At 66.9% G+C, this 24,532-nt stretch carries 15 protein-coding genes; 6 read left to right on the forward strand and 9 right to left on the reverse strand.

What is annotated here, in order from left to right:
* Positions 1-14: 14 nt before the first annotated feature.
* The 6 genes from KF892_07155 to KF892_07180 all read right to left on the reverse strand — a co-directional run bounded on the left by KF892_07155 (position 15) and on the right by KF892_07180 (position 4,563).
* Positions 15-284 (reverse strand): succinate dehydrogenase assembly factor 2, encoded by a 270-nt coding sequence (locus KF892_07155; GenBank protein ID MBX3624771.1) that lies wholly within the window; start codon positions 282-284, stop codon positions 15-17.
* 15 nt (positions 285-299) lie between these two features.
* Positions 300-1,004 (reverse strand): succinate dehydrogenase iron-sulfur subunit, encoded by a 705-nt coding sequence (locus tag KF892_07160; GenBank protein ID MBX3624772.1) that lies wholly within the window; start codon positions 1,002-1,004, stop codon positions 300-302.
* A 19-nt stretch (positions 1,005-1,023) separates the two neighbouring features.
* Positions 1,024-2,817: a succinate dehydrogenase flavoprotein subunit gene (locus KF892_07165; GenBank protein ID MBX3624773.1), complete on the reverse strand. Its 1,794-nt coding sequence runs from the start codon at positions 2,815-2,817 to the stop codon at positions 1,024-1,026.
* Positions 2,818-2,819: 2 nt separating this feature from the next.
* Positions 2,820-3,185 (reverse strand): succinate dehydrogenase, hydrophobic membrane anchor protein, encoded by a 366-nt coding sequence (sdhD, locus tag KF892_07170; GenBank protein MBX3624774.1) that lies wholly within the window; start codon positions 3,183-3,185, stop codon positions 2,820-2,822.
* 8 nt (positions 3,186-3,193) lie between these two features.
* Positions 3,194-3,616, reverse strand: coding sequence for a succinate dehydrogenase, cytochrome b556 subunit (gene sdhC, locus KF892_07175; protein ID MBX3624775.1), 423 nt, complete (start codon positions 3,614-3,616; stop codon positions 3,194-3,196).
* A 104-nt stretch (positions 3,617-3,720) separates the two neighbouring features.
* Positions 3,721-4,563, reverse strand: coding sequence for a GntR family transcriptional regulator (locus tag KF892_07180; protein ID MBX3624776.1), 843 nt, complete (start codon positions 4,561-4,563; stop codon positions 3,721-3,723).
* A 117-nt stretch (positions 4,564-4,680) separates the two neighbouring features.
* On the opposite strand from KF892_07180, the gene KF892_07185 reads away from it, so the two are divergent.
* From KF892_07185 to acnB, 4 genes are all read left to right on the forward strand, one after another.
* Positions 4,681-5,667 (forward strand): malate dehydrogenase, encoded by a 987-nt coding sequence (locus KF892_07185; protein MBX3624777.1) that lies wholly within the window; start codon positions 4,681-4,683, stop codon positions 5,665-5,667.
* 78 nt (positions 5,668-5,745) lie between these two features.
* On the forward strand, positions 5,746-6,753 hold the full coding sequence (locus KF892_07190; GenBank protein MBX3624778.1) for a CoA ester lyase: 1,008 nt from the start codon (positions 5,746-5,748) through the stop codon (positions 6,751-6,753).
* 310 nt (positions 6,754-7,063) lie between these two features.
* Positions 7,064-7,504: a hypothetical protein gene (locus KF892_07195; protein ID MBX3624779.1), complete on the forward strand. Its 441-nt coding sequence runs from the start codon at positions 7,064-7,066 to the stop codon at positions 7,502-7,504.
* 131 nt (positions 7,505-7,635) lie between these two features.
* Positions 7,636-10,230, forward strand: coding sequence for a bifunctional aconitate hydratase 2/2-methylisocitrate dehydratase (gene acnB, locus KF892_07200; GenBank protein ID MBX3624780.1), 2,595 nt, complete (start codon positions 7,636-7,638; stop codon positions 10,228-10,230).
* 79 nt (positions 10,231-10,309) lie between these two features.
* On the opposite strand, the gene KF892_07205 is transcribed toward acnB, so the two are convergent.
* The 3 genes from KF892_07205 to sbcB form a co-directional block, all read right to left on the reverse strand.
* A complete protein-coding gene (locus KF892_07205) occupies positions 10,310-12,064 on the reverse strand; it encodes a S8 family serine peptidase (protein MBX3624781.1) in 1,755 nt (584 codons plus the stop codon).
* Positions 12,065-12,210: 146 nt separating this feature from the next.
* The gene (locus tag KF892_07210; GenBank protein ID MBX3624782.1) at positions 12,211-12,909 is read right to left on the reverse strand and encodes a hypothetical protein; all 699 of its coding nucleotides are present in this window, start codon (positions 12,907-12,909) and stop codon (positions 12,211-12,213) included.
* An 18-nt stretch (positions 12,910-12,927) separates the two neighbouring features.
* Positions 12,928-14,361, reverse strand: coding sequence for an exodeoxyribonuclease I (sbcB, locus tag KF892_07215; GenBank protein MBX3624783.1), 1,434 nt, complete (start codon positions 14,359-14,361; stop codon positions 12,928-12,930).
* 413 nt (positions 14,362-14,774) lie between these two features.
* Here sbcB and serC point away from each other — a divergent pair, with 413 nt between their 5' ends.
* Both serC and KF892_07225 read left to right on the forward strand, forming a co-directional pair.
* A complete protein-coding gene (gene serC / locus KF892_07220) occupies positions 14,775-15,857 on the forward strand; it encodes a 3-phosphoserine/phosphohydroxythreonine transaminase (protein MBX3624784.1) in 1,083 nt (360 codons plus the stop codon).
* A gap of 358 nt (positions 15,858-16,215) precedes the next feature.
* Positions 16,216-24,519, forward strand: coding sequence for a hypothetical protein (locus KF892_07225; GenBank protein MBX3624785.1), 8,304 nt, complete (start codon positions 16,216-16,218; stop codon positions 24,517-24,519).
* Positions 24,520-24,532: the final 13 nt, after the last annotated feature.

The following is a 24,532-nucleotide window of genomic DNA, read 5'->3' on the forward strand; positions in this document are numbered from 1 at the left end:
GGAAATCACACGGCTCAGTGGTGACCGGTGCGCATCAGCCTGAGCACTTCGAATACTTCATCTCGCTGCAACTCGCCTTCGGGCTCCTTGCGGGCCAGCAGCAGGTCCAGCAAGTCGTTGTCCGACAGGTCCATCAGCGCGAGCAAGCCTTGGGCCTGCCCTTCGGTGATGGCCGTTCCCTGGCGCTTGAAGAAGCGCTCGACGAAGAGGTCGTTCTCCAGCAAGCCGCGGCGGCAGCGCCAGCGCAGCTTGGAGAGGGCCCGTTCGTCGATCAGGGTCTGCATGTCGTGGCGACCTGCTTAGACAGTCCGGCGGACCATCAATTCCTTGATCTTGCCGATGGCCTTCGTCGGGTTCAGGCCCTTCGGGCAGACGTCGACGCAGTTCATGATGGTGTGGCAGCGGAACAGGCGGTAGGGGTCCTCGAGGTTGTCGAGGCGCTCGCCAGTGGCCTGGTCGCGGCTGTCGGCGATGAAACGGTAGGCCTGCAGGAGACCGGCCGGGCCGACGAACTTGTCAGGGTTCCACCAGAAGCTCGGGCAGCTCGTCGAGCAACTCGCGCACAGGATGCACTCATACAGGCCATTGAGCTCTTCGCGCTCTTCGGGCGACTGCAGGCGCTCCTTCTCGGGCGGCATGGTGTCGTTCACCAGGTACGGCTTGATCGAGTTGTACTGGGTGAAGAACTGCGTCATGTCCACGATCAGGTCGCGGATGACCGGCAGGCCGGGCAGCGGCTTCAGGACGACGACATCCGGCAGCGTGCGCATGTTCGTCAGGCAGGCCAGGCCGTTCTTGCCGTTGATGTTCATGGCGTCCGAGCCGCACACGCCTTCGCGGCACGAGCGGCGGAAGCTCAAGGACGGGTCGACCGCCTTCAGCTTCATCAGCGCGTCGAGCAGCATGCGCTCGGAGCCGTCGAGTTCGACCTCGATCGTCTGCATGCGCGGCTTCGCGTCGGTGTCGGGGTCGTAGCGGTAGATCTGGAAAGTTCTCTTCGTCATGTCTGTTCCTACGGCGGGCTCAGAACGAGCGGACCTTGGGCGGGATCGATTCGGCGGTGAGCGGCTTCAGGTTCACCGGCTTGTAGTCGAGGCGGTTGCCGTCCGAATACCAGAGGGTGTGCTTCATCCACACCTTGTCGTTGCGGCCGTTCGGGAATTCGATGGAGTCACCGTAGTCGTTCACCGTGTGGGCGCCGCGGCTTTCCTTGCGGGCCGCCGCCGAGATCATGGTGGCGAGCGCCGCCTCGATCAGGTTTTCGACTTCCAGCGCCTCGATGCGGGCGGTGTTGAACACCTTGGACTTGTCCGCCAGGTGGATGCCCTTCACGCGCTCGGCGATGGCCTTGATCTTCACCACGCCTTCGTCCATCGACGACTGCGTGCGGAACACCCCGGCGTGCTGCTGCATGGCCGAGCGGATGTCGTTGGCCACGTCTTGTGCGTATTCACCGCTGGTGCTCTTCTCGTACTTGGACAGTCTCGACAGCGTGTAGTCGGCCGCATCGGCCGGCAGCGGCTTGTGGGCCTTGGCCTTGAGGCCGCTCTCGACGATGTGGTTACCGGCGGCGCGGCCGAACACCAGCAGGTCGAGCAGCGAGTTGGTGCCCAGGCGGTTGGCGCCGTGCACGCTCACGCAGGAGCATTCGCCGACCGCATAGAGGCCGTTCACCACCGCATTCGGGTTGCCGTCCTTCGGCACGACCACCTGGCCGTGGATGTTGGTCGGGATGCCGCCCATCTGGTAATGGATGGTCGGCACCACCGGGATCGGCTCCTTGGTGATGTCGACGTTGGCGAAGTTGTGGCCAATCTCGAACACCGACGGCAGGCGCTTCATGATGGTCTCGGCGCCCAGGTGGGTCATGTCGAGCACCACGTAGTCCTTGTTGGGACCACAGCCACGGCCTTCCTTGATTTCCTGGTCCATGCAGCGCGAGACGAAGTCGCGAGGCGCCAGGTCCTTCAGCGTCGGGGCGTAACGCTCCATGAAGCGCTCGCCGTTGCTGTTGCGCAGGATCGCGCCTTCGCCGCGGCAGCCTTCGGTCAGCAGCACGCCCGCGCCGGCCACGCCGGTCGGGTGGAACTGCCAGAACTCCATGTCTTCCAGCGGGATGCCGGCACGTGCCGCCATGCCCAGGCCGTCACCGGTGTTGATGAAGGCGTTGGTGCTGGCCGCGAAGATGCGCCCTGCCCCGCCTGTGGCGAGCAGCACGGTCTTGGCTTCGAGGATGTGCAGGTCGCCGGTTTCCATTTCCAGCGCGGTCACGCCGACCACGTCGCCCTCGGCGTCGCGGATCAGGTCGAGCGCCATCCACTCGACGAAGAAGTGCGTGCGGGCCTTGACGTTCTGCTGGTACAGCGTGTGCAGCATCGCGTGGCCGGTGCGGTCGGCGGCGGCGCAGGCGCGCTGCACCGGCTTCTCGCCATAGTTGGCGGTATGGCCGCCGAACGGGCGCTGGTAGATCGTGCCGTCGGGGTTGCGGTCGAACGGCATGCCGAAGTGCTCGAGCTCGTACACGACCTTCGGCGCCTCACGGCACATGAACTCGATGGCGTCCTGGTCGCCGAGCCAGTCGGAGCCCTTCACCGTGTCGAAGAAGTGGTAGTGCCAGTTGTCTTCGCTCATGTTGCCGAGCGAGGCGCCGATGCCACCTTGGGCTGCGACGGTGTGCGAGCGGGTCGGGAAGACCTTGGACAGCACGGCCACGTTCAGGCCGGCCTGGGCCAGCTGCAGCGACGCCCGCATGCCGGAGCCGCCGGCTCCGACGATCACGACGTCGAACTTTCTCTTTGCAATCTTGGTTGCGCTCACGTTCACAGTCTCCACAGCACTTGGATGGCCCAGCCGGCACAGCCCACCAGCCACACGAGCGTGGCCACTTGCAGCACGAGCTTCACGCCCACGGGCTTCACGTAGTCCATCAGCACGTCACGGATGCCCACCCACACGTGGTAGGCCAGCGCGACGATGGTCACGAAGGTCAGGAATTTCATCCACTGGGTGGAGAAGATGCCCGCCCATTTGTCGTAGCCCATGCGGCCAGGCAGCAGCACCTGGACGATCAGCACCAGCGTGAAGAGCGCCATCAGCACCGCGGTGACACGCTGCGCGAGCCAGTCGCGCAGGCCATAGTGCGCACCGACCACCGTGCGCTTGGAACCGTAGTTCGGAGTCGTCATGTTGTTGATCAGAAAAAGAGCTTGAAACCGAGGGCCAGCGTGAGCAGGATGCTCAGGCCCAGCGTCACGAGCGCCGAGCTGCGGCCGAATTCCTTCGAGACCGAGTGGGTGGCGTCCATCCACAGGTGGCGCAGGCCGGCAATGAAGTGGTGCAGGTAGGCCCAGATCAGGGCCAGCACGACGAGCTTGACGAGGATGGCCGGGAAGATCCACAGGCCGCTCACGAAAGCGCTCGTGAACGCGCTGTAGCTCACCTCCGAGGTGAGGCTCTTGTCGAGCAGCCAGATGATGAACGGCAACAGCACGAACATCAGGATGCCGCTCAGGCGATGGAGGATCGACACGACGGCCGCCGGGGGAAGCCGGTACTGCGTGGCTTCGATGAGGCGCATGTTGGCACCGGGTCTTTGCTTCGCTGTGGTCTCTGCCATACCCAACCTGTAATCCTGTAGAAACTTTCGGAGTTTATTGCAACGCAGCAGGGTTTCACCCAAGCGGCACGATTTCTGCGTTGTGGATCGCCCTGCCGTCGGCCTCAGCTCAGTTCATTGCGGTAGTAATGCGCCTGGGTGTTGTACAGGCCACGGCGCAACTCCACCGGCTTGTCGCCATAGGTGCGCGACAGCCGCTCCACGCTGAGCAAGGGTGCGCCCAGCGGGACTTGCAACAGCTCCGCCGCGCCGGCATCGGCGGCCACGGCACGCAACTGCTCTTCGGCGCGGATCATGCGCACACCGAATTCCGTTTCGAAGAGGCCATACATCGGCCCCTGGTATTCGCTCAAACGCTCGGCCGTGAGGCCCTTGAAGAGGGTGCCATTGAGCCAGATGTCGTCCAGCACCACCGGCGCGCCGTGAAAGTGCAGCACCCGGCGCACCTGCACGGCCATGTCACCCGCCTTCAACTCCAGCGCGCGGGCCACGTCGGCCGGGGCACGCATGCGGCGGCAGTCGATGAAGCGTCGTTGCGCACCGCCGGGCTGCCCATCGTCAGGCATCAGGCGCAGGAACCGGTACTGGATCTTCTCTTCGGCGTGGGTCGCCACGAAGGTGCCCTTGCCCTGACGGCGCACCACCAGGTTTTCGTCGGCCAAGGCGTCGATGGCCTTGCGCACCGTGCCCTGGCTCACCTTGAAGCGGGCCGCCAGCTCCATCTCGCTCGGGATGGCCTCGCCCGGCTTCCACTCGCCGCTCTGCAGGCTGCGCGTGAGGAGCGACTTGATCTGCTGGTACAGCGGGCTGAACGCCGGGCCGTCGGCCTCGCCTTCCGCGGGGCGGACAGCAACAGGGACGGACGTCGACGTGGCCATGTCCGGAATTGCAACACAGCCGCCCGGTTTGCGTCCACGCCCATTTGAAAGATGTCTTATATAAGACATAAGAGCATTGACACACCCAGGGTTGCCACCTAGACTCGCCTACACTCCCCGGCTCACCAGAAAAGCGCCCGCCGCGGCCCGAATTCCACCATTCCCCTGAACCTTCCGGAGCCTTCCATGAGCAAGAAACCCGTTCGTGTTGCCGTCACCGGCGCTGCTGGCCAGATCGGCTACGCCCTGCTGTTCCGTATCGCCTCGGGCGAGATGCTGGGCAAGGACCAGCCGGTCATCCTTCAGCTGCTGGAGATCCCCGACGAGAAGGCCCAGAAGGCACTCAAGGGCGTGATGATGGAACTCGACGACTGCGCGTTCCCGCTGCTCGTGGGCATGGAAGCACACAGCTCGCCCGAGACCGCCTTCAAGGACACCGACTACGCCCTGCTGGTCGGCTCGCGCCCCCGCGGCCCCGGCATGGAACGCGCCGAGCTGCTGGCCATCAACGGCGCCATCTTCACGGCCCAGGGCAAGGCCCTGAACAAGGTCGCCAGCCGCAACGTGAAGGTGCTCGTGGTCGGCAACCCCGCCAATACCAACGCCTACATCGCGATGAAGAGCGCGCCCGACCTGCCGGCGAAGAACTTCACCGCCATGCTGCGCCTGGACCACAACCGCGCCGCCAGCCAGCTGGCCGCCAAGACCGGCAAGCCGGTGTCGTCGATCGAGAAGCTGGCCGTGTGGGGCAACCACTCGCCCACCATGTACGCCGACTACCGCTTCGCCACCATCGACGGCCAGTTGGTCAAGGACATGATCAACGACCAGGCCTGGAACAAGGACGTGTTCCTGCCCACCGTCGGCAAGCGCGGCGCCGCCATCATCGAAGCGCGCGGCCTGTCGTCGGCCGCTTCGGCTGCCAACGCCGCCATCGACCACATGCGCGACTGGGCCCTGGGCACCAACGGCAAGTGGGTCACGATGGGCGTCCCGTCGAACGGCGAATACGGCATTCCGAAGGACGTGATGTTCGGCTACCCCGTCACCTGCGCCAACGGCGAATACAAGATCGTCGAAGGCCTGAGCATCGACGCCTTCTCGCAAGAGTGCATCAACAAGACCCTGGCCGAGCTGCAGGGCGAGCAAGACGGCGTCAAGCACCTGCTCTGATCTCCCGAGGGGCAAGACAAAAAGGCCGGTGCATCAAGCTGCTGGCCTTTTTTTCGCCTCCACGCTGACCCGAACGCCATGCCGCTCCACCCCAGACAAGCCCTCTTCGATGCACGCGAAAGCGTGCCGAGCCTGCCTGTCTGCGACCACTACTGCGGGGTCGAGGTGCGCATGCGCAAGAGCCTGCAGCTGCAGGCCGAGCTGGGGCCCGTCTTCGACGTCACGCTCGACTGTGAAGATGGCGCGCCCGTCGGCGGTGAAGCCGAACACGCCCACCTGGTGGCCGAGATGGCCACCTCGTCGCTCAACCTGCACGGCCGCGTCGGCGCCCGTGTGCACCCGGTCGACCACCCGAGCTTCGATGCCGACGTGGCCACGCTCGTGAAGCGTGCCGGCGGCCGCCTCGCCTACCTGATGGTCCCGAAGGTGGCCGACTTCGATGAAGCCCAGGCCGCCGTGCGCGCCATCGACCAGGCGATGCTCGAACACGGCCACAAGCGCGTGCTGCCGGTGCACGTGCTGATCGAGACGCATGGCGCGCTGCGCGAGGTGCAGCGCATCGCCGCGCACCCGCGCATCGAGTCGTTGTCGTTCGGACTGATGGATTTCGTCTCGGCCCACCGGGGTGCCATTCCGCAGGCGGGCATGAGTGCCCAGGGCCAGTTCGAGCACCCGCTGGTGCTGCGCGCCAAGCTCGAGATCTCGGCCGCCTGCCACGCCGCGGGCAAGACACCCTCGCACTGCGTCGTGACCGAGTTCAGGAAGCTCGACCTGCTGCGCGCCGCCGCCCAGAAAGCTGCACGCCAGCTCGGCTACTTGCGCATGTGGAGCATCCACCCCGATCAGATCCGCCCCATCGTCGAGAGCTTCGCGCCTACCGTGGCCGAGACCGACCAGGCCATCGAGATCCTGATGGCCGCACAAGCCGCCGACTGGGCGCCGATCAGCCACCGCGACACACTGCACGACCGCGCGAGCTTCCGCTACTTCTGGCACGTGCTCGAGCGTGCCCGCCAGACCGGCCAGGCCCTGCCCGCGCAAGTGGAAGAGGCGTTTTTTGCTGACACCCCGGGAGCCGAGGCGTGAACTCCTCCACACCCGCGCCCGGCAGCTTGGCGAACAAATGTTTCAGCCTCCTGGCTCCCCTCGCACCACGCACTAGCACGCCGTGCCGCGCGCGGGTGAAGACGATCGGCGCGGCGTTCGTGACTTCACGCACGCCCGCCCGGCCGGCGTTTGGTGCCGTGGCCGCACCGCTGCAAAGCACCGCGCACCGGGCGCGAGCAGCGCACCCGACGTCAGCACTGCAAATTGTTTCAATCAGGGATTCCGCCCTGGAAAGCCGATGTGAGCGGCCCTTCACAATCCGTGCTTCCTCAACACCAGGAGTGAATCCATGACCTCTCGCGTCGCACTTGCCGTTGCCGTGTCTCTCGCCTTCGTTGGCAGCGCCGCCCTGGCGCAGGCCGCCAAGCCCGCAGCGAAGAAGCCTGCCGCGGCCGAGAAGCCGCTGCCCCAGGCCGACCAGGCCCAGCTCGACGCCGCCGAGCGCACCCACTTCGGCAACTATGACTGCGACCAGAAGCAGACCATCGACGTCTCGATGAACCCGAAGAATCCGGGTTACGTCGACGTCAAGTTCAAGAAGGACACCTGGACGATGAAGCCCAGCGTCTCGTCCACCGGCGCGCTGCGCCTGGAAGACGTCAAGGGCCGCACCCTGCTGCTGCAGATCGCCAACAAGTCCATGCTGATGGACACCAAGGCTGGCCGTCGACTCGTCGACAGCTGCGTGCACGAGAAGCAACGCGCCGCCGCCGAAGCGGCTGCGAAGTAAAGGCGTTCTCCGAGTGCAACGCGAGCCGGTCATCACCCTGCATGCCGTTCCTGCGGCGCGGCGCCTCGGCGCGCCTGCGCGCAGGAATCTTGCTTCCCTTTCCCCTCGCTTTGCACCACCCGGAGAACTCCATGCTTCAAGCCTATCGCCAACACGTTGCTGACCGAGCCGCGCTCGGAATCCCTCCGCTGCCCCTCACGGCCCAGCAGACGGCCGAGCTGATCGAGCTCTTGAAGGCACCGCCCGCTGGCGAAGGCGAGTTCCTGCTGGACCTGCTGACCCACCGCGTGCCCCCGGGCGTGGACGACGCGGCCAAGGTCAAGGCCTCCTTCCTCTCCGCCGTGGCCCACGGCGACGTGACGGTCGGCCTCATCTCCAAGGCCAAGGCCACCGAGCTGCTCGGCACCATGGTCGGCGGCTACAACGTGCAGCCGCTGGTCGACCTGCTCGACCACGCTGACGTCGCGTCCGTCGCCGCCGACGCACTGAAGAAGACGCTCCTGATGTTCGACTTCTTCAACGACGTCGCCACCAAGGCCAAGGCCGGCAACGCCAAGGCCAAGGAAGTCATCCAGTCGTGGGCCAACGCCGAGTGGTTCACCTCGCGCCCCGAAGTGGCCAAGAAGATCACCGTCACCGTCTTCAAGGTGCCGGGCGAGACCAACACCGACGACCTGTCGCCGGCCCCCGATGCCTGGAGCCGCCCGGACATCCCCCTGCACTACCTCGCGATGCTGAAGAACACGCGGCCTGATGCCGCCTTCAAGCCCGAGGAAGACGGCAAGCGCGGCCCGATGCAGTTCATCGAAGACCTGAAGAAGAAGGGCAACCTCGTGGCCTACGTGGGCGACGTGGTGGGCACCGGCTCTTCGCGCAAGTCGGCCACCAACTCGGTGATCTGGGCCACGGGTGAAGACATCCCGTTCGTGCCGAACAAGCGCTTCGGCGGCGTGACGCTCGGCGGCAAGATTGCCCCGATCTTCTTCAACACCCAGGAAGACTCCGGCGCGCTGCCGATCGAAGTCGACGTGTCCAAGCTCGAGATGGGCGACGTGATCGACGTCTACCCCTACGACGGCAAGCTCGAGAAGAACGGCCAGACCGTCGCCACGTTCTCGCTCAAGAGCGACGTGCTGCTCGACGAAGTGCGCGCCGGCGGCCGCATCAACCTCATCATCGGCCGCTCGCTCACCGCCAATGCGCGCGAGTTCCTGGGCCTGCCCGCCTCGACCGTCTTCCGCCTGCCCACCGCCCCCGCCGCCAGCACCAAGGGCTTCACGCTCGCGCAGAAGATGGTCGGCCGCGCCTGCGGCCTGCCGGAAGGTCAGGGCATCCGCCCGGGCACCTACTGCGAGCCCAAGATGACCACCGTCGGCTCCCAAGACACCACCGGCCCGATGACCCGCGACGAGCTGAAGGACCTCGCCTGCCTCGGCTTCAGCGCCGACATGGTCATGCAGTCGTTCTGCCACACCGCGGCCTACCCGAAGCCGGTCGACGTGAAGATGCACCGCGAGCTGCCCGCCTTCATCAGCAACCGCGGCGGCGTGGCCCTGCGCCCGGGTGACGGCGTGATCCACAGCTGGCTCAACCGCCTGCTGCTGCCCGACACCGTGGGCACCGGCGGCGACTCGCACACCCGCTTCCCGATCGGCATCTCGTTCCCCGCCGGCTCGGGCCTCGTGGCCTTCGCCGCCGCCACCGGCGTGATGCCGCTGGACATGCCCGAATCGGTGCTGGTGCGCTTCAAGGGCCAGCTCCAGCCGGGCGTCACCCTGCGTGACCTCGTGCATGCCATCCCGCTCTACGCCATCAAGCAAGGCCTGCTGACGGTCGCCAAGGCCGGCAAGAAGAACATCTTCTCCGGCCGCGTGCTCGAGATCGAAGGCCTGCCCGACCTGAAGGTCGAACAAGCGTTCGAACTCTCCGACGCCTCCGCCGAACGCTCGGCCGCCGGCTGCACGATCAAGCTCAACAAGGAGCCGGTCGCCGAGTACCTGCAGTCGAACATCGTTCTGATGAAGAACATGATCGCCAACGGTTATGCCGACGCCCGCACCCTGCAGCGCCGCATCGAGAAGGTCGAAGCCTGGCTGGCCAACCCGCAGCTGCTCGAAGCCGACAAGGACGCCGAGTACGCCGCCGTCATCGAGATCGACCTGGCCGACATCAAGGAGCCGATCGTCTGCTGCCCGAACGACCCGGACGACGCCAAGTTCCTCTCGGAAGTGCAAGGCACCAAGATCGACGAAGCCTTCATCGGCTCGTGCATGACCAACATCGGCCACTTCCGTGCCGCCGCCAAGCTGCTCGGCGGCCAGCGCGACATCCCGGTCAAGCTGTGGGTCGCCCCGCCGACCAAGATGGACCAGGACGAGCTGATCAAGGAAGGCCACTACGCCGCCTTCGGCACCGCCGGTGCGCGCACCGAGATGCCGGGCTGCTCGCTGTGCATGGGCAACCAGGCGCAAGTGCGTGAAGGTGCGACGGTCATCTCCACCTCGACCCGCAACTTCCCGAACCGCCTGGGCAAGAACACCAACGTGTTCCTCGGCTCGGCCGAGCTGGCCGCCATCGCCTCGCGCCTGGGCAAGCTGCCGACGCCGGCCGAGTACCTGAAGGAGATGGGCATCATCGACGCCGACAAGGCCAGCGTGTACCGCTACCTCAACTTCAACCAGATCGACGAGTACGTCGAGACGGCGAAGTCGGTGACGACGGCCTGATCGAAAGCGTTCGGCCAACAAAAAGCCCGCGGCTCACACCGCGGGCTTTTTTGTGGGCGTTTGCCCGGGAGGGCTGGCCTCAGTCGATCGCCAGCGAATACGTGCCGCCCGAGCCGGTGGTGCCGCTCACGTAGCGCACGCGCACGTAGTAGGTCGCCACGGTCGTGCCGTTGTTGCGCACCGAGGTGCTGTCGACCTGGCCGGTGCCGAGCGTGCTGCTCGCGAGCTGCGTGCCGGCGCTGCTGTAGATGTAGACGTCGTAGTTGGCGGTGCTCACCGGCGTGAGGCGTGCGCCGAGCGTGCTGCCCGGGTTGATGTTCACCCGGTAGTAGTCGGTGTCGCTGCTGCTGGAGATCGAGCCGGTGACGGTGTAGCCCTCGCGCACCAGCTGCGCCGTGCCAGTGGTGTTGTTCGACTCCACCTCGGCCACCGTGTTGGTCGGCGGCGGCGTGGTGCCGCCACCCGCCGCGAGCACGGCCGCGTAGGCGTCGACGATGCCGGTGCCGCACTGCGAGCAGGTGGCCGGGAACGCCCGCGCGGTGCTCTTGAGGATCGAAGCCACCTGGTCCGGCGTGAGCGAGGGGTTGCGCGACAGCACCAGCGCCGCCACGCCCGCCACGTGCGGCGAGGCCATCGAGGTGCCCTGGTAGTACGCGTAGTTGTCGCTGCCCGGGCCGCGCGTGCCGCTGTTGAGCGTCGAGAGGATGCCGTTGGCCGAGCCCGAGGCGGTGTCGCCGCCTGGCGCTGCCACCGACACGATCGAGCCGTAGTTGGAATACGAGGCCCGGCCGCCGTTGCGGTTGGTCGCGGCCACCGTGATCACACCGGCGCAGCTGGCGGGCGAGAAGCCCGAGGCGTTTGCATTGCTGTTGCCCGCTGCCACCACCACCACCGTGCCGCGGCTGCGGGCGGAGTTGATGGCGTTCTGCGAAGTGCTGTCGCACGAGCCGCTGCCGCCGAGCGACATGTTGATCACGCGCGCCGGGTTGGGGTTGCTCGGTGCGCCCGAGACGCTGCCGCCCGAAGCCCAGATGATGCCGTCGGCGATGTCGGAGGTGTAGCCGCCGCAGGCACCGAGCACGCGCACCGGCAGCACCTTCGCGCCGTAGGCCACGCCCGAGACGCCGCTGCCGTTGTTGGTGACGGCCGCGATGGTGCCGGCCACGTGCGTGCCGTGCCAGCTGCTGTTGTGCGAGGGCGAGAAAAGACCGCACTGGCCGTAGGTGGCGTAGTCGCCGGGGTCGCGCGCATCGGTGTCGCGCGCGTTGCCGTCGTTGCTGCCGCCGGTGTCCTTGATCATGTCGTAGCCGCCGACGATGTTGGCGGCCAGGTCGGCGTGCGGGCGGTAACCGGTGTCGATGACGGCGACGGTCACGCCGCTGCCGTTGGTGAGGTCCCACGCGGCGGGCAGGTTGATGCCACCGCGCGCTTCGTAGTAGTGCCACTGCTGGCCGTACTGCGTGTCGTTGGGCGTGGCCATCGCTTGCAGGATGCGGTCGGGCTCGGCGTATTCGACGTTGGCATCGGTGTCGGCGATCTCGCGGGCCAGCTGGCGCACGTCGGCCAGCGGCAGGCGGCGGTCGAGGCGCATCACGTGCGTGCCCAGGCCACCGCGGCGCAGCAGCTCCAGGCGGTGGCCACGGCGGGTGGCGGCGTCTTTTGCGCGGGCCAGCACGGTGCTGCTCGCCTCGCTGCGGTACTTGACGATCAGCCGGTCGGTCGGCAGCTCGGGCGGGGCAGACGCCGGGTCGGCGCTGCCGGCGAAGGTGGTGGACGACAGGGCTGCCAGCGCGAGCGCGCTCAGCAGCGGCCGCAGGGGTCGGGTCTTGTGCATGGTGTCTCCTCAACAAGCGTCCACGCCGTGGATTCAGCGGGATGGACGCGGATGTTGAGATTTATGCACGCACGTGCAGATATGGAATACCCGAGGTCGGGCTCAACTGAGCCGTTCGGTACAAAGCTGCGGCGAGGGCCCTTCGCTTAGAAGTCAAACTGCAGCGTGGCCATCGGCCCGCGGGCGCGCACGGTCACCTCCGACACCGCCCCCGACAACACCGGCTCGATCTCATGCCGCCGGTCGGAATACCCGAGCCGCAAAGCCACCTGCGGCGCCGGGCTGAAGACGACCGCCGCTTCATAGGTCGCCCCCGAAGCCCAGGCCGACGCATTGAGGTAGCTCAGCCGCCCTTCCACCGCCAGCCAGTCGTTGAAGCGCCAGCGTGGCGTCACGCCGCCGATGGCGCCGGTGCGCCGGTCGCTCAAGCTCGTGACCGTGTTGCCGCTGCCGGGCGTGGTGCGCAGCTTGAAATGCACCCGCGCCACACCAACAAAAGGCTCCAGTTCGAAATGCTCGCCAAAGCGCAGCCGGTGGTTGTAGGCCACGTAGCCGTATCGCATCTGCGCCTTGTGCTGCAAGGTCTGGGGGCCGACGAAGCTCGCGTTGTCGAGCACGACCGATTCGCCCACGGCGAGCGTCTGCGCGTCTTTCGCGGTGTAGTGCTCGTAGCCCACCTCGATGCCCGGCCCCGCAGGCCGCCCGTCCGTCTTGCCGTGGAAGGTGGCGCGCACGCTGCCGGCGGGCGACTCGCGGTCGCGGATGGGCACGTTTTGCACGCTGCCGCAGCCGGCGAGCGTGAGCGCCAGCGCGAGGCCAAGGGTCAGGGAGAGGTGTCGCCGCATGAGAAAACCTCCGTCAGGTCAACCGCGCTCGGGTGCGATCTCGGTCGCGTAGTCCACCAGCGCGCCCAGGATCTCCTGCCCGCGCTCGTCGGCCTCGGGCTCGAGCTGGTCGATGCGCTCGAAGAAGGCTTCGAGCGTGAGCGCTCCGCCTGCGCCGTCGTGCAGCTTGTGGGCGCAATGCTCCAGCCACTGCGCGTGCTCGGCCTCGTTCAGGGTGTGCGGGAAGTTGCGCGCGCGGTAGCGGAAGAGGAGCTCGTCGAGCCGCTTGTCGGCAAACGCCGGTCGCTTCTCGGCCAGCTGCTCGGGTGCGAGCCCACGCAGGCGCTGCAGCGTGCGGCGGTCGTCGTTGCCCACGAAGCCGCCGTAGAGGTCTTCGTCGACATCGGGCTTGCCTTCCGGTGCGGGCCGCTCAAACACCGCCGGCCACATGCCGGCGAGCAGCTGGCCCTTCTGCGCGCACAGCTCGGCGTGGCGCAGGCCGAGCGCGATGTCGACGCCCCACTTCGCTGCCACGGCATCGCTCAGCGTCTTGAGGTTGCCCACCACGATGGGCGACTTGTTGATGTGGAGGGTCTTGATCGGCAGGCGTGTCACGCCGTCGGGCAGGTCGTCATTGCGGCTGAACATGCGCTGGCGCATGGTCTCGACATCCAGCTCGAAGAGCTCGCTGGGGTCGGAGGCCAGGTCCCACACGATGACTTCGTTCTTGTTGGTCGGGTGCGGCGCGAGCGGCCACACCAGCGCCATGCAACCGCGCTCCACGCCGTACATGCCCGAGATGTGCAGGAAGGGTTTGCCCACGCCCATCTCGCGGATGACTTCATCCTTGCGGCGCAGGCGCAGGCAGAAGTCCCACAGCTTGGGCTGGCGGGTCTTGATGAGCTTGGCGACCGCAATCGTGGCGCGCACGTCGGACAGCGCATCGTGCGCCGCCTCGTGCAGCAAACCATTGGCCTTGGTGAGGTGCTCGAGCTTGAACGACGGCCGGCCATCCTCGTGCTTCGGCCACTCGATGCCTTCGGGCCGCAGCGCCCAGGTGATGCGCACCACGTCGAGCAGGTCCCAGCGCCCGCAGTCGTTCTGCCACTCGCGGGCATAGGGGTCGATGAGGTTGCGCCAGAAGAGGTGGCGCGTCACTTCGTCGTCGAAGCGGATCGAGTTGTAGCCCACGCCGATGGTGCCGGGCGCCGCCAGCTGCTTCTCGATCAGCTCGGCAAACGCATGCTCGGGCAGGCCTTCGGCCAGGCACACCTGCGGCAGGATGCCGGTGAGTAGGCACGACTCGGGGTCAGGCAGGTAGTCGGGCGTGGGCTTGCAATAGACCATCACCGGCTCGCCGATCTCGTTGAGGTCGGCGTCGGTGCGCACGCCCGCAAACTGTGAAGGCCGGTCGCGGCGCGGCACACGGCCGAAGGTTTCGTAGTCGTGCCAGAAGAAGCTCATGTCGCTCATGGGCTTGGAATCTAACAGGGGCTGGGTTCCGCGCGAGCGTGCTGGGGTGGGGTATCGCACTCCGCTCATGTCCCCCCGCCTGTGATCACTCCCGTGATCACAGGCTCCTCCTTTACTTCGCTCCGTGCGACACCCCACCCCATCACGCCAGCACCACCGAGCTTGGCCTGCACGACGGGGCACTGCGTCTAGCACATCGGGCCTGGGGTGAGGGGCGTAGTGAAGTGAAGGAAGGAATCGATGAACGCGGGAGCGTTCATCGAGGAGGGACATGAACGGAGCCCCTCACCCCAGGCCCGATGTGCCGCTCTGTCATGTCTGTCATCGATCAAAGCCCCCTCATCTGTATATAAGGCACCCCCACCCCATCGGCTAAGCTTCCCACCCCCGAAGGCAATCTCGACAAAGAAGACATGACTCGCGCCTACAACTTCAGCGCCGGCCCCGCCGTCCTCCCCGAACCCGTGCTGCGCCAGGCCGCCGAAGAGATGCTCGACTGGCACGGCAGCGGCATGTCGGTGATGGAGATGAGCCACCGCGGCAAGGAGTTCATGTCGATCCTCGCGCAGGCCAAGGCCGACCTCGCCGAGCTGCTCAATCTGCCGACCAACTACAAGATCCTCTTCATGCAAGGCGGTGGCGTCGGCATGAACGGCATCATCCCGATGAACCTCCTGGGCGACAAGAAAAGCATCGACGTCGTCAACACCGGCTCCTGGGCGAGCAAGTCGCTGAAGGAAGCGAAGAAGTACGCGAAGGCGAACGAGGTGGCCACCAGCGAGCCGCAGCACTACACCTGCATCCCGCCGCGCGAGACCTGGAAGCTCGACCCCGACGCCGCCTACGTGCACATCTGCAGCAACGAGACCATCGGTGGCGTGCAATACCACTGGGTGCCCGACACCGGCGCCGTGCCGCTCGTGGCCGACATGTCGTCCGACATCCTCTCGCGCCCCATCGACGTGAGCCGCTACGGCCTCATCTTCGCCGGCGCGCAGAAGAACATGGGCCCCTCGGGCATGACGCTCGTGCTCGTGCGCGACGACCTGCTCGGCCGGGCGCTGCCCATCACGCCCAATGCCTTTGACTTCAAGCAGCAGGCCGACAACGACTCCATGCTCAACACGCCGCCCACCTACGCGATCTACATCGCGGGGCTGGTGTACCAGTGGCTCAAGAAACAAGGCGGCCTCGCCGCGATGGAAGCGCACAACCGCAAGAAGGCCGCGCTGCTGTACGACCTGCTCGACGCCACACCCTTCTACACGAGCCCCGTGGCCCGCAGCGACCGTTCGCTGATGAACGTGCCCTTCACCCTGCCCACCGAAGAGCTGACCACGGCCTTCCTGCAAGGTGCCAAGGAGCGTGGCATGGTGCAGCTGAAGGGCCACAGCTCGGTGGGCGGCATCCGCGCCTCGATCTACAACGCGATGCCCCTTGAGGGCGTGCAGGCGCTGGCCGACTACATGAAGGAATTCGCGGCCCGCCACGGCTGACCGCCGTCTCTATATAGACAGAGCGCCACAAAACGAGGGCCTCGCCGGCAGCGGCGAGGCCCTTTTTTCATCGCCGCGCGAATTCGTGATGAATGTCGCAGCCAGCGATGAGAGCACGGCCGTGCATGGGGAACAACGCGGCCGAAGTGCCGCAAATCCACCTTAAGTCCAAGTCCCAGGCCACCGATATTCCGACGGAACGGGAAGGGAACGAGGTTCCGAGGGCATTGCATTCACCTGAATGCCCCGGTCTCTGATCTTCCAAGAGACGTGACCGCAATCCCGCCCTAACAGGACAACAGCAGGCCCAACCGCCCCGCTCCAAGTCGAAGACCGGACAACCGAACAAGGAATCCACATGGCCACCATCATTTCAGCCCTCAGCACCGCGCAGATCTCCGGCCTGTCCAGCAGGACCATCGCCGGGCTGACGACAGAAGACTGGGCGGCGTTCAACAGCGACCAGATTGCGGCGCTGACGACGGCGCAGGTTGCAGCGATCTCCACCGCGGGTGTGCCCGGCCTGAACAGCAGCCACATGATGGCGTTCCAGACGCAGGACCTGCGCGCGCTGACCACGCAGGTGATGCGTGCACTCGACAGCGACCAGCTCAACGCGCTCGGCAGCGACCAGGTGCAGGCCCTGACCACCACCCAGGTGGCCAACCTGACGAGCACCCAGGTCTCGACGATGACGACCGAAGACCTGAACGCCCTGGGCACGCAGCACTTTGCGACCCTGTCGACGCAGCAGGTCGCCTCGCTCAACAGCGATCAGCTCGGTGCACTCGAAACCAACGACCTGCGCGCCCTCACGACCGCCGGCATCCGCGCGCTCAACAGCGACCAGCTGGCCGCCCTGAATTCCGATCACATCGGCGCCCTCACCTCGGCGCAAGTGGTGTCGCTCACCACCGACCAGATCCGCAGCCTCAACAGCGATGACCTGAACGCGCTGACCAGCGACCAGATCCCGCGCCTGACGACCACGCAGATCGGCGCCCTGTCCACCGCCCAGATCTCCACGATGCAGACGGCCGACGTGGTGGCCCTGAGCACCGCGCAAGTCGCCAACCTGACGAGCGACCAGATCGGCGCCTTCAACAGCGACCACATCGGCGCCATCGAGACCAACGACCTGCGGGCCATCTCGACCGCGACCATCCGCGGCCTGAACAGCGACCAACTCGCCGCCCTCAACAGCGACCAGATCGGCGCGCTCACCACCGCCCAGACCGCCGCGCTCACCTCGGCCCAGATCGGCTCGATGACGACCGAGGACCTGAACGCCCTCGGCACCCATCACTTCGCCGGCCTGTCCAGCGCCCAGGTCGCCGGCCTGACCAGCGACCAGCTCGGCGGCCTGCAGACCAATGACCTGCGCGCCCTGAGCAGCGCCGCCCTGCGCGCGCTCAACAGCGACCAGCTCGCGGCCCTGACGTCCGACCACATCGGCGCCCTCACCTCGGCCCAGGTCGTCTCGCTCTCCACGCAGCAAGTCCAGAGCCTCAACAGCGACGACCTGAATGCGCTCACCAGCGACCAGATCCCGCGCCTGACGACCACGCAGATCGGTGCCCTGTCCACCGCCCAGATCTCCACGATGGAGACCGCCGACGTGGTGGCCCTGACCACCGCCCAGGTCGCCAACCTCACGAGCGCCCAGATCGGCGCCTTCAACAGCGACCACATCGGCGCCATCGAGACCAACGACCTGCGCGCGATCTCGACCAACACGATCCGTGGCCTCAACAGCGACCAGCTGGCCGCCCTCAACAGCGACCAGATCGGTGCCCTGACCACCGCACAGACGTCTGCCCTGACCTCGGCGCAACTCGGCACGATGACCACCGAGGACTTGAACGCCCTCGGCACCCAGCACTTCGCCACGCTCACGAGCGTGCAAGTCGCCGGCCTCAACAGCGACCAGCTCGGCGCCCTGCAGACCAACGACCTGCGTGCCCTGAGCAGCGGTGCGATTCGCGCCCTGAACAGTGACCAGCTCGCGGCCCTGACCTCCGACCACATCGGCGCCTTGACCTCGGCCCAGGTCGTCTCGCTCACCACGCAGCAGGTCCAGAGCCTCAACAGCGACGACCTGAATGCGCTGACCAGCGACCAGATCCCGCGCCTGACGACCACGCAGATCGGCGCCCTGTCGACCAGCCAGATCTCCACGATGGAGACGGCTGACGTTGTCGCCCTCACCACCGCCCAGGTCGCCCGCCTGAGCAGCGACCAGATCGGTGCTTTCAACAGCGACCACATCGGCGCCATCGAGACCAATGACCTGCGCGCGATCTCGACCGCGACCATCCGCGGCCTCAACAGCGACCAGCTCGGCGCCCTCAACAGCGACCAGATGGGCGCCCTCACCACGGCCCAGACGTCTGCCCTGACCTCGCAGCAGATCGCCGGCCTGGCCACCAACGACCTGAACGCGCTGGGCACCCAGCACTTCGCCACGCTGTCCAGCGTGCAAGTCGCCGGCCTCAACAGCGACCAGCTCGGCGCCCTGGAAACCAACGACCTGCGCGCATTGACCAGCAGTGCCGTGCGCGCGCTCAACAGCGACCAGCTCGCCGCACTCACCTCCGACCACATCGGCGCGCTCACCTCGGCGCAGGTGGTCTCTCTGACCACCGACCAGATCCGCGGCCTGAACAGCGATGACCTGAATGCGCTGACCAGCGACCAGATCCCGCGTCTGACCACCACGCAGATCGGCGCCCTGTCCACCGCCCAGATCTCCACCATGGAGACCGCCGACGTGGTGGCCCTGACCACCGCCCAGGTCGCCAACCTGACGAGCGCCCAGATCGGCGCCTTCAACAGCGACCACATCGGTGCCATCGAGACCAACGACCTGCGGGCGATCTCGACCAACACGATCCGTGGCCTCAACAGCGACCAGCTGGCCGCCCTCAACAGCGACCAGATCGGTGCCCTGACCACCGCCCAGACGTCTGCCCTGACCTCGGCGCAACTCGGCACGATGACCACCGAGGACCTGAACGCCCTTGGCACCCAGCACTTCGCCACGCTGTCCAGCGTGCAAGTCGCCGGCCTCAACAGCGACCAGCTCGGCGCCCTGCAGACCAATGACCTGCGCGCCCTGAGCAGCGGTGCGATCCGCGCCCTGAACAGCGACCAGCTCGCCGCCCTGACCTCCGACCACGTCGGTGCGCTCACCTCGGCGCAAGTCGTCTCGCTGACCACGCAGCAGATCCGCAGCTTGAACAGCGACGACCTGAACGCGCTCACGAGCGACCAGATCCCGCGCCTGACCACCACGCAGATCGGTGCGCTGTCGACGACGCAGATCTCCACGATGGAGACCGCTGACGTCGTGGCGCTCACCACCGCCCAAGTCGCCAACCTGACGAGCGACCAGATCGGCGCCTTCAACAGCGACCACATCGGTGCCATCGAGACCAACGACCTGCGGGCCATCTCGACCAACACGATCCGCGGCCTCAACAGCGACCAGCTTGGCGCCCTCAACAGCGACCAGATGGGTGCGCTGACGACGGCCCAAGCCGCCGCCCTGACCTCGCAGCAGATCGCCGGCCTGGCCACCAACGACCTGAACGCCCTGGGCACCCAGCACTTCGCGACGCTTTCGAGCGCCCAGGTGGCCGGTCTCAACAGCGATCAGCTCGGCGCCCTGGAGACGAACGACCTGCGCGCCCTCGGCAGCAACGCCGTGCGCGCCCTCAACAGCGACCAGCTCGCCGCGCTCACGTCCGACCACATCGGCGCGCTGACCTCGGCGCAGATCGTCTCGCTCACCACGCAGCAGGTCCAGAGCCTCAACAGCGATGACCTGAACGCGCTCACCAGCGACCAGATCCCGCGCCTGACCACGGCCCAGATCAGCGCCCTGACCACGGCCCAGATCTCCACCATGGAGACCGCCGACGTCGTGGCCCTGAGCACCGCCCAGGTCAACCGCCTGGCCAGCGCACAAGTCGGTGCGTTCAACACCGACCACATCGGCGCCATCGAGACCAACGACCTGCGTGCGATCGCCACCCTGTCGATGCAGGGCCTGACCAGCGACCAGCTGATCGCCCTCAACACCGACCAGATGGGTGCGCTGACCACCGCGCAGACCTCCGCCCTCAACTCGCAGCAGCTCGGCTGGCTCGCGACCGAAGACCTGAACGCCCTGGGCACCCAGCACTTCGCCACGCTCACGAGCGTGCAAGTCGCCGGCCTGACCAGCGACCAGCTCGGCGGCCTGCAGACCAATGACCTGCGCGCCCTGAGCAGCGCCGCGATCCGTGCGCTCGGCAGCGACCAGCTCGCCGCGCTCACCTCCGACCACATCGGCGCACTCACCAGCGCCCAGGTCGTGTCGCTCACCACGCAGCAGATCCGCAGCCTCAACAGCGACGACCTGAATGCGCTGACCAGCGACCAGATCCCGCGCCTGACGACCACGCAGATCGGCGCGCTGTCCACCACCCAGATCTCCACGATGGAGACCGCCGACGTGGTGGCCCTGAGCACCGCGCAAGTCGCCAACCTGACGAGCGCCCAGATCGGCGCCTTCAACAGCGACCACATCGGTGCCATCGAGACCAACGACCTGCGCGCCATCTCGACCAACACGATCCGCGGCCTGAACAGCGACCAGCTCGGCGCGCTGAACAGCGACCAGATCGGTGCCCTGACCACCGCCCAATCGGCTGCCCTGACCTCGCAGCAGATCGGCACGATGACCACCGAGGACCTGAACGCTCTGGGCACCCAGCACTTCGCCACGCTCTCCAGCGTGCAAGTCGCCGGCCTCAACAGCGACCAGCTCGGCGCCCTGCAGACCAACGACCTGCGCGCCCTGAGCAGCGGTGCAATCCGCGCCCTGAACAGTGACCAGCTCGCGGCCCTGACGTCCGACCACATCGGCGCCTTGACCTCGGCCCAGGTCGTCTCGCTCACCACGCAGCAAGTCCAGAGCCTCAACAGCGATGACCTGAATGCGCTCACCAGCGACCAGATCCCGCGCCTGACGACCACGCAGATCGGCGCCCTGTCCACCGCCCAGATCTCCACCATGGAGACGGCCGACGTGGTGGCCCTGACCACCGCCCAGGTCGCCAACCTGACGAGCGCCCAGATCGGCGCCTTCAACAGCGACCACATCGGTGCCATCGAGACCAACGACCTGCGCGCGATCTCGACCAACACCATCCGTGGCCTCAACAGCGACCAGCTGGCCGCCCTCAACAGCGACCAGATCGGTGCCCTGACCACCGCCCAGACGTCTGCCCTGACCTCGGCGCAACTCGGCACGATGACCACCGAGGACCTGAACGCTCTGGGTACCCAGCACTTCGCCACGCTCTCCAGCGTGCAAGTCGCCGGCCTCAACAGCGACCAGCTCGGCGCCCTGCAGACCAATGACCTGCGCGCCCTGAGCAGCGGTGCGATCCGCGCCCTGAACAGCGACCAGCTCGCGGCCCTGACGTCCGATCACATCGGCGCCTTGACCTCGGCGCAAGTCGTCTCGCTGACCACGCAGCAGATCCGCAGCTTGAACAGCGACGACCTGAACGCGCTCACGAGCGACCAGATCCCGCGCCTGACCACCACGCAGATCGGTGCGCTGTCGACGGCGCAGATCTCCACGATGGAGACCGCTGACGTCGTGGCGCTCACCACCGCCCAAGTGGCCAACCTGTCGAGCGCCCAGATCGGTGCCTTCAACAGCGACCACATCGGTGCGATCGAGACCAACGACCTGCGTGCTATCTCCACCAACACGATCCGTGGCCTCAACAGCGACCAGCTGGCTGCCCTGAACAGCGACCAGATCGGCGCCCTGACCACCGCGCAAAGCGCCGCGCTGACCTCGCAGCAGCTCGGCTCCATGACCACCGAAGACATGAACGCCCTGGGCACCCAGCACTTCGCCACGCTGTCCAGCGTGCAAGTCGCCGGCCTCAACAGCGACCAGCTCGGTGCCCTGGAGACGAACGACCTGCGTGCCCTGAGCAGCGCCGCCCTGCGTGCCCTCAACAGCGACCAGCTCGCCGCGCTCAACTCCGACCACATCGGTGCACTCACCAGCGCCCAGGTGGTGTCGCTCACGACGCAGCAGGTCCAGAGCCTCAACAGCGATGACCTGAATGCGCTGACCAGCGACCAGATCCCGCGCCTGACCACGGCTCAGATCGGTGCCCTGTCCACGGCCCAGATCTCCACGATGCAGACCGCTGACGTCGTGGCGCTGACCACGGCCCAAGTGGCCAACCTGTCGAGCGCCCAGATCGGCGCCTTCAACAGCGACCACATCGGTGCCCTCGAGACCAACGACCTGCGTGCGATCTCGAGCAACACGATCCGCGGCCTGAACAGCGACCAGCTGGCCGCCCTCAGCAGCGACCAGGTCGGCGCGCTCACGACGGCCCAGTCGGCCGCCCTGACCTCGCAGCAGCTCGGCACCATGACCACCGAGGACATGACCGCCCTGGGTACCCAGCACTTCGCGACGCTCTCCAGCGCGCAAGTCGCCGGCCTCAACAGCGATCAGCTCGGCGCCCTGGAGACGAACGACCTGCGCGCCCTGAGCAGTGCGGCGGTCCGTGCGCTCAACAGCGACCAGCTCGCCGCGCTCAACTCCGACCACATCGGCGCGCTCACCAGCACGCAGGTGATGTCGCTCACGACCGACCAGCTCCGCTCGCTCAACAGCGATGACCTGAACGCGTTCAACACCGACCAGATCTCGCGCCTGAGCACGGCCCAGGTCGCCGCGCTGACGACCGCCCAGGTTTCCACCCTGGAGACGGCCGACGTTGCCGCGCTGACGACCGCCCAGGTCGGCCGTCTGACGAGCGACCAGCTCGGGGCCTTCAACACCGACCACATGGTCGCGTTGGAGACCAACGACCTGCGCGCCATCGGCACCGCGTCGATCCAGTCGTTCAAGTCTGACCAGCTCAACGCCCTGACGAGCGACCAGCTGGGTGCGCTCACCACCGCCCAGGTCGGTGCGCTCACCACGCAGCAGCTCAACGCGCTGACCACGGACAAGCTCAACGCGCTCGGCTCCGGCCAGTTCGCGGCGATGAACTCCGACCAGGTGCATGCCCTCACGACCGAACAGGTCGCCGCGCTCGAAACCAACGACCTGCGTGCGATCTCCTCGGCCGGCCTGCGAGCCCTGGGCAGCGACCAGCTCGCGGCGCTCAACTCCGACCAGATCGGGGCCCTGACGACGCAGCAGGTGGCCACGCTCGCCACGCAGCAGATCGGCACGCTCAACAGCGACGACCTGAACGCCTTCACCAGCGACCAGTTCGCCGCGATGACGACGGCCCAGGTGCACGCCCTGAGCTCGGCGCAGATCGGCACGATGACGACCGAAGACCTGTCGGCCATGACCACGGCGCACTACGCCGCGCTCACCACCGACCAGGTCGCCGGCCTGACGTCCGACCAGATCCCGTCGCTCGACACGCAGGACATCCGCGCCCTGACGGTGGCCTCGCTGCGCTCGCTGACCGATGAGCAGCTCGGCTCGCTGACCTCCACGCAGATGCAGCAGCTCGGCGGCATGGTCAACCAGCTGACCACGCAGCAGATCGCCGGCCTCGACACCGACGACCTGAACGCACTGAGCACCTCGCAGTTCATGGTGCTCAGCACGGCCCAGATCCATGCGCTGACCACCGAGCAGATGAACGCCCTGGAGACGAACGACATCCGTTCGCTCACCACGGCAGGCATCCAGGCACTCGACAGCGACCAGATCGCCGCGATCAGCACCGACGCCTTCGCCGCGCTGACCAACGCCCAGATCTCCGCCTTCACCACGGCGCAGATCACGGCGCTCACGACCGACCAGATCGTGGCCCTGACCACCGACCAGGTCGCCGGCCTGCAGACGCAGGACATCGCAGCGATGGACATGACGCAAGTCGCGGCCTTCGCCACCGATGACATCGGCCAGATGTCGGCGGCGCAGCTCGACGCGTTCTTCGCAGCCTCGCCGATCGTGCTCGACCTCGACGGCAACGGCGTGAGCACCCTGGCCGCGGCCAACGGTGTCCACTTCGACCTGAACGGCACGGGCAACACGGCCAACCGCGTGGGCTGGGCTTCTGCCACCGACGGCCTGCTCGCGATGGACCGCAACGGCGACGGCCAGATCAACGACGGCACCGAGCTCTTCGGCGTGGCCACCAAGCGCGCCGACGGCACCCGCGCCGGCAACGGTTACGAGGCGATGAAGCTGGAAGACAGCAACGGAGACGGCGTGCTCAACGCGAGCGACGCCAACTTCGACAAGCTGCGTGTCTGGGTCGACGCCAACTCCGACGGCAAGACCGACGCCGGCGAGCTGCACGGCCTGGCCGACTTCGGCATCGTGTCGCTCGACCTGCACGGCGTGACGGGCACCGCTGTCGACAACGGCAACCTGCTGGGCATCACCTCCAGCTACAGCAAGGCCGACGGCAGCACGCACGACATGGCCGACGTGTGGTTCTCGAAGGACGCACCGAAGCTTGACGAGCTGCTCGCCAGCGCGCCGAGCGAGGTGCTGCCGGGCAGCACGGCTGCCGCACCGGCCGCCGCGGCACCTGCAGCTTCGACCGGCGCCGTCGACAACCGCCTGCTGCCGGACGCCGACCCGAGCGCCCCGCTGATCTGACGCAACGACCGTG

It is taken from the genome of Rhizobacter sp. (assembly GCA_019635355.1).
GTDB lineage: Bacteria > Pseudomonadota > Gammaproteobacteria > Burkholderiales > Burkholderiaceae_C > Rhizobacter.

Coding starts and splice junctions, on each gene's coding strand:
- sdhD (MBX3624774.1), bottom strand. CDS start 3,185: ATGACGACTCCGAACTACGGTTCCAAGCGCACGGTGGTCGGTGCGCAC.
- sdhC (MBX3624775.1), bottom strand. CDS start 3,616: ATGGCAGAGACCACAGCGAAGCAAAGACCCGGTGCCAACATGCGCCTC.
- KF892_07205 (MBX3624781.1), bottom strand. CDS start 12,064: ATGCACAAGACCCGACCCCTGCGGCCGCTGCTGAGCGCGCTCGCGCTG.
- acnB (MBX3624780.1), top strand. CDS start 7,636: ATGCTTCAAGCCTATCGCCAACACGTTGCTGACCGAGCCGCGCTCGGA.
- KF892_07180 (MBX3624776.1), bottom strand. CDS start 4,563: ATGTCTTATATAAGACATCTTTCAAATGGGCGTGGACGCAAACCGGGC.
- KF892_07185 (MBX3624777.1), top strand. CDS start 4,681: ATGAGCAAGAAACCCGTTCGTGTTGCCGTCACCGGCGCTGCTGGCCAG.
- KF892_07160 (MBX3624772.1), bottom strand. CDS start 1,004: ATGACGAAGAGAACTTTCCAGATCTACCGCTACGACCCCGACACCGAC.
- KF892_07195 (MBX3624779.1), top strand. CDS start 7,064: ATGACCTCTCGCGTCGCACTTGCCGTTGCCGTGTCTCTCGCCTTCGTT.
- sbcB (MBX3624783.1), bottom strand. CDS start 14,361: ATGAGCGACATGAGCTTCTTCTGGCACGACTACGAAACCTTCGGCCGT.
- KF892_07210 (MBX3624782.1), bottom strand. CDS start 12,909: ATGCGGCGACACCTCTCCCTGACCCTTGGCCTCGCGCTGGCGCTCACG.
- KF892_07155 (MBX3624771.1), bottom strand. CDS start 284: ATGCAGACCCTGATCGACGAACGGGCCCTCTCCAAGCTGCGCTGGCGC.
- KF892_07190 (MBX3624778.1), top strand. CDS start 5,746: ATGCCGCTCCACCCCAGACAAGCCCTCTTCGATGCACGCGAAAGCGTG.
- KF892_07225 (MBX3624785.1), top strand. CDS start 16,216: ATGGCCACCATCATTTCAGCCCTCAGCACCGCGCAGATCTCCGGCCTG.
- serC (MBX3624784.1), top strand. CDS start 14,775: ATGACTCGCGCCTACAACTTCAGCGCCGGCCCCGCCGTCCTCCCCGAA.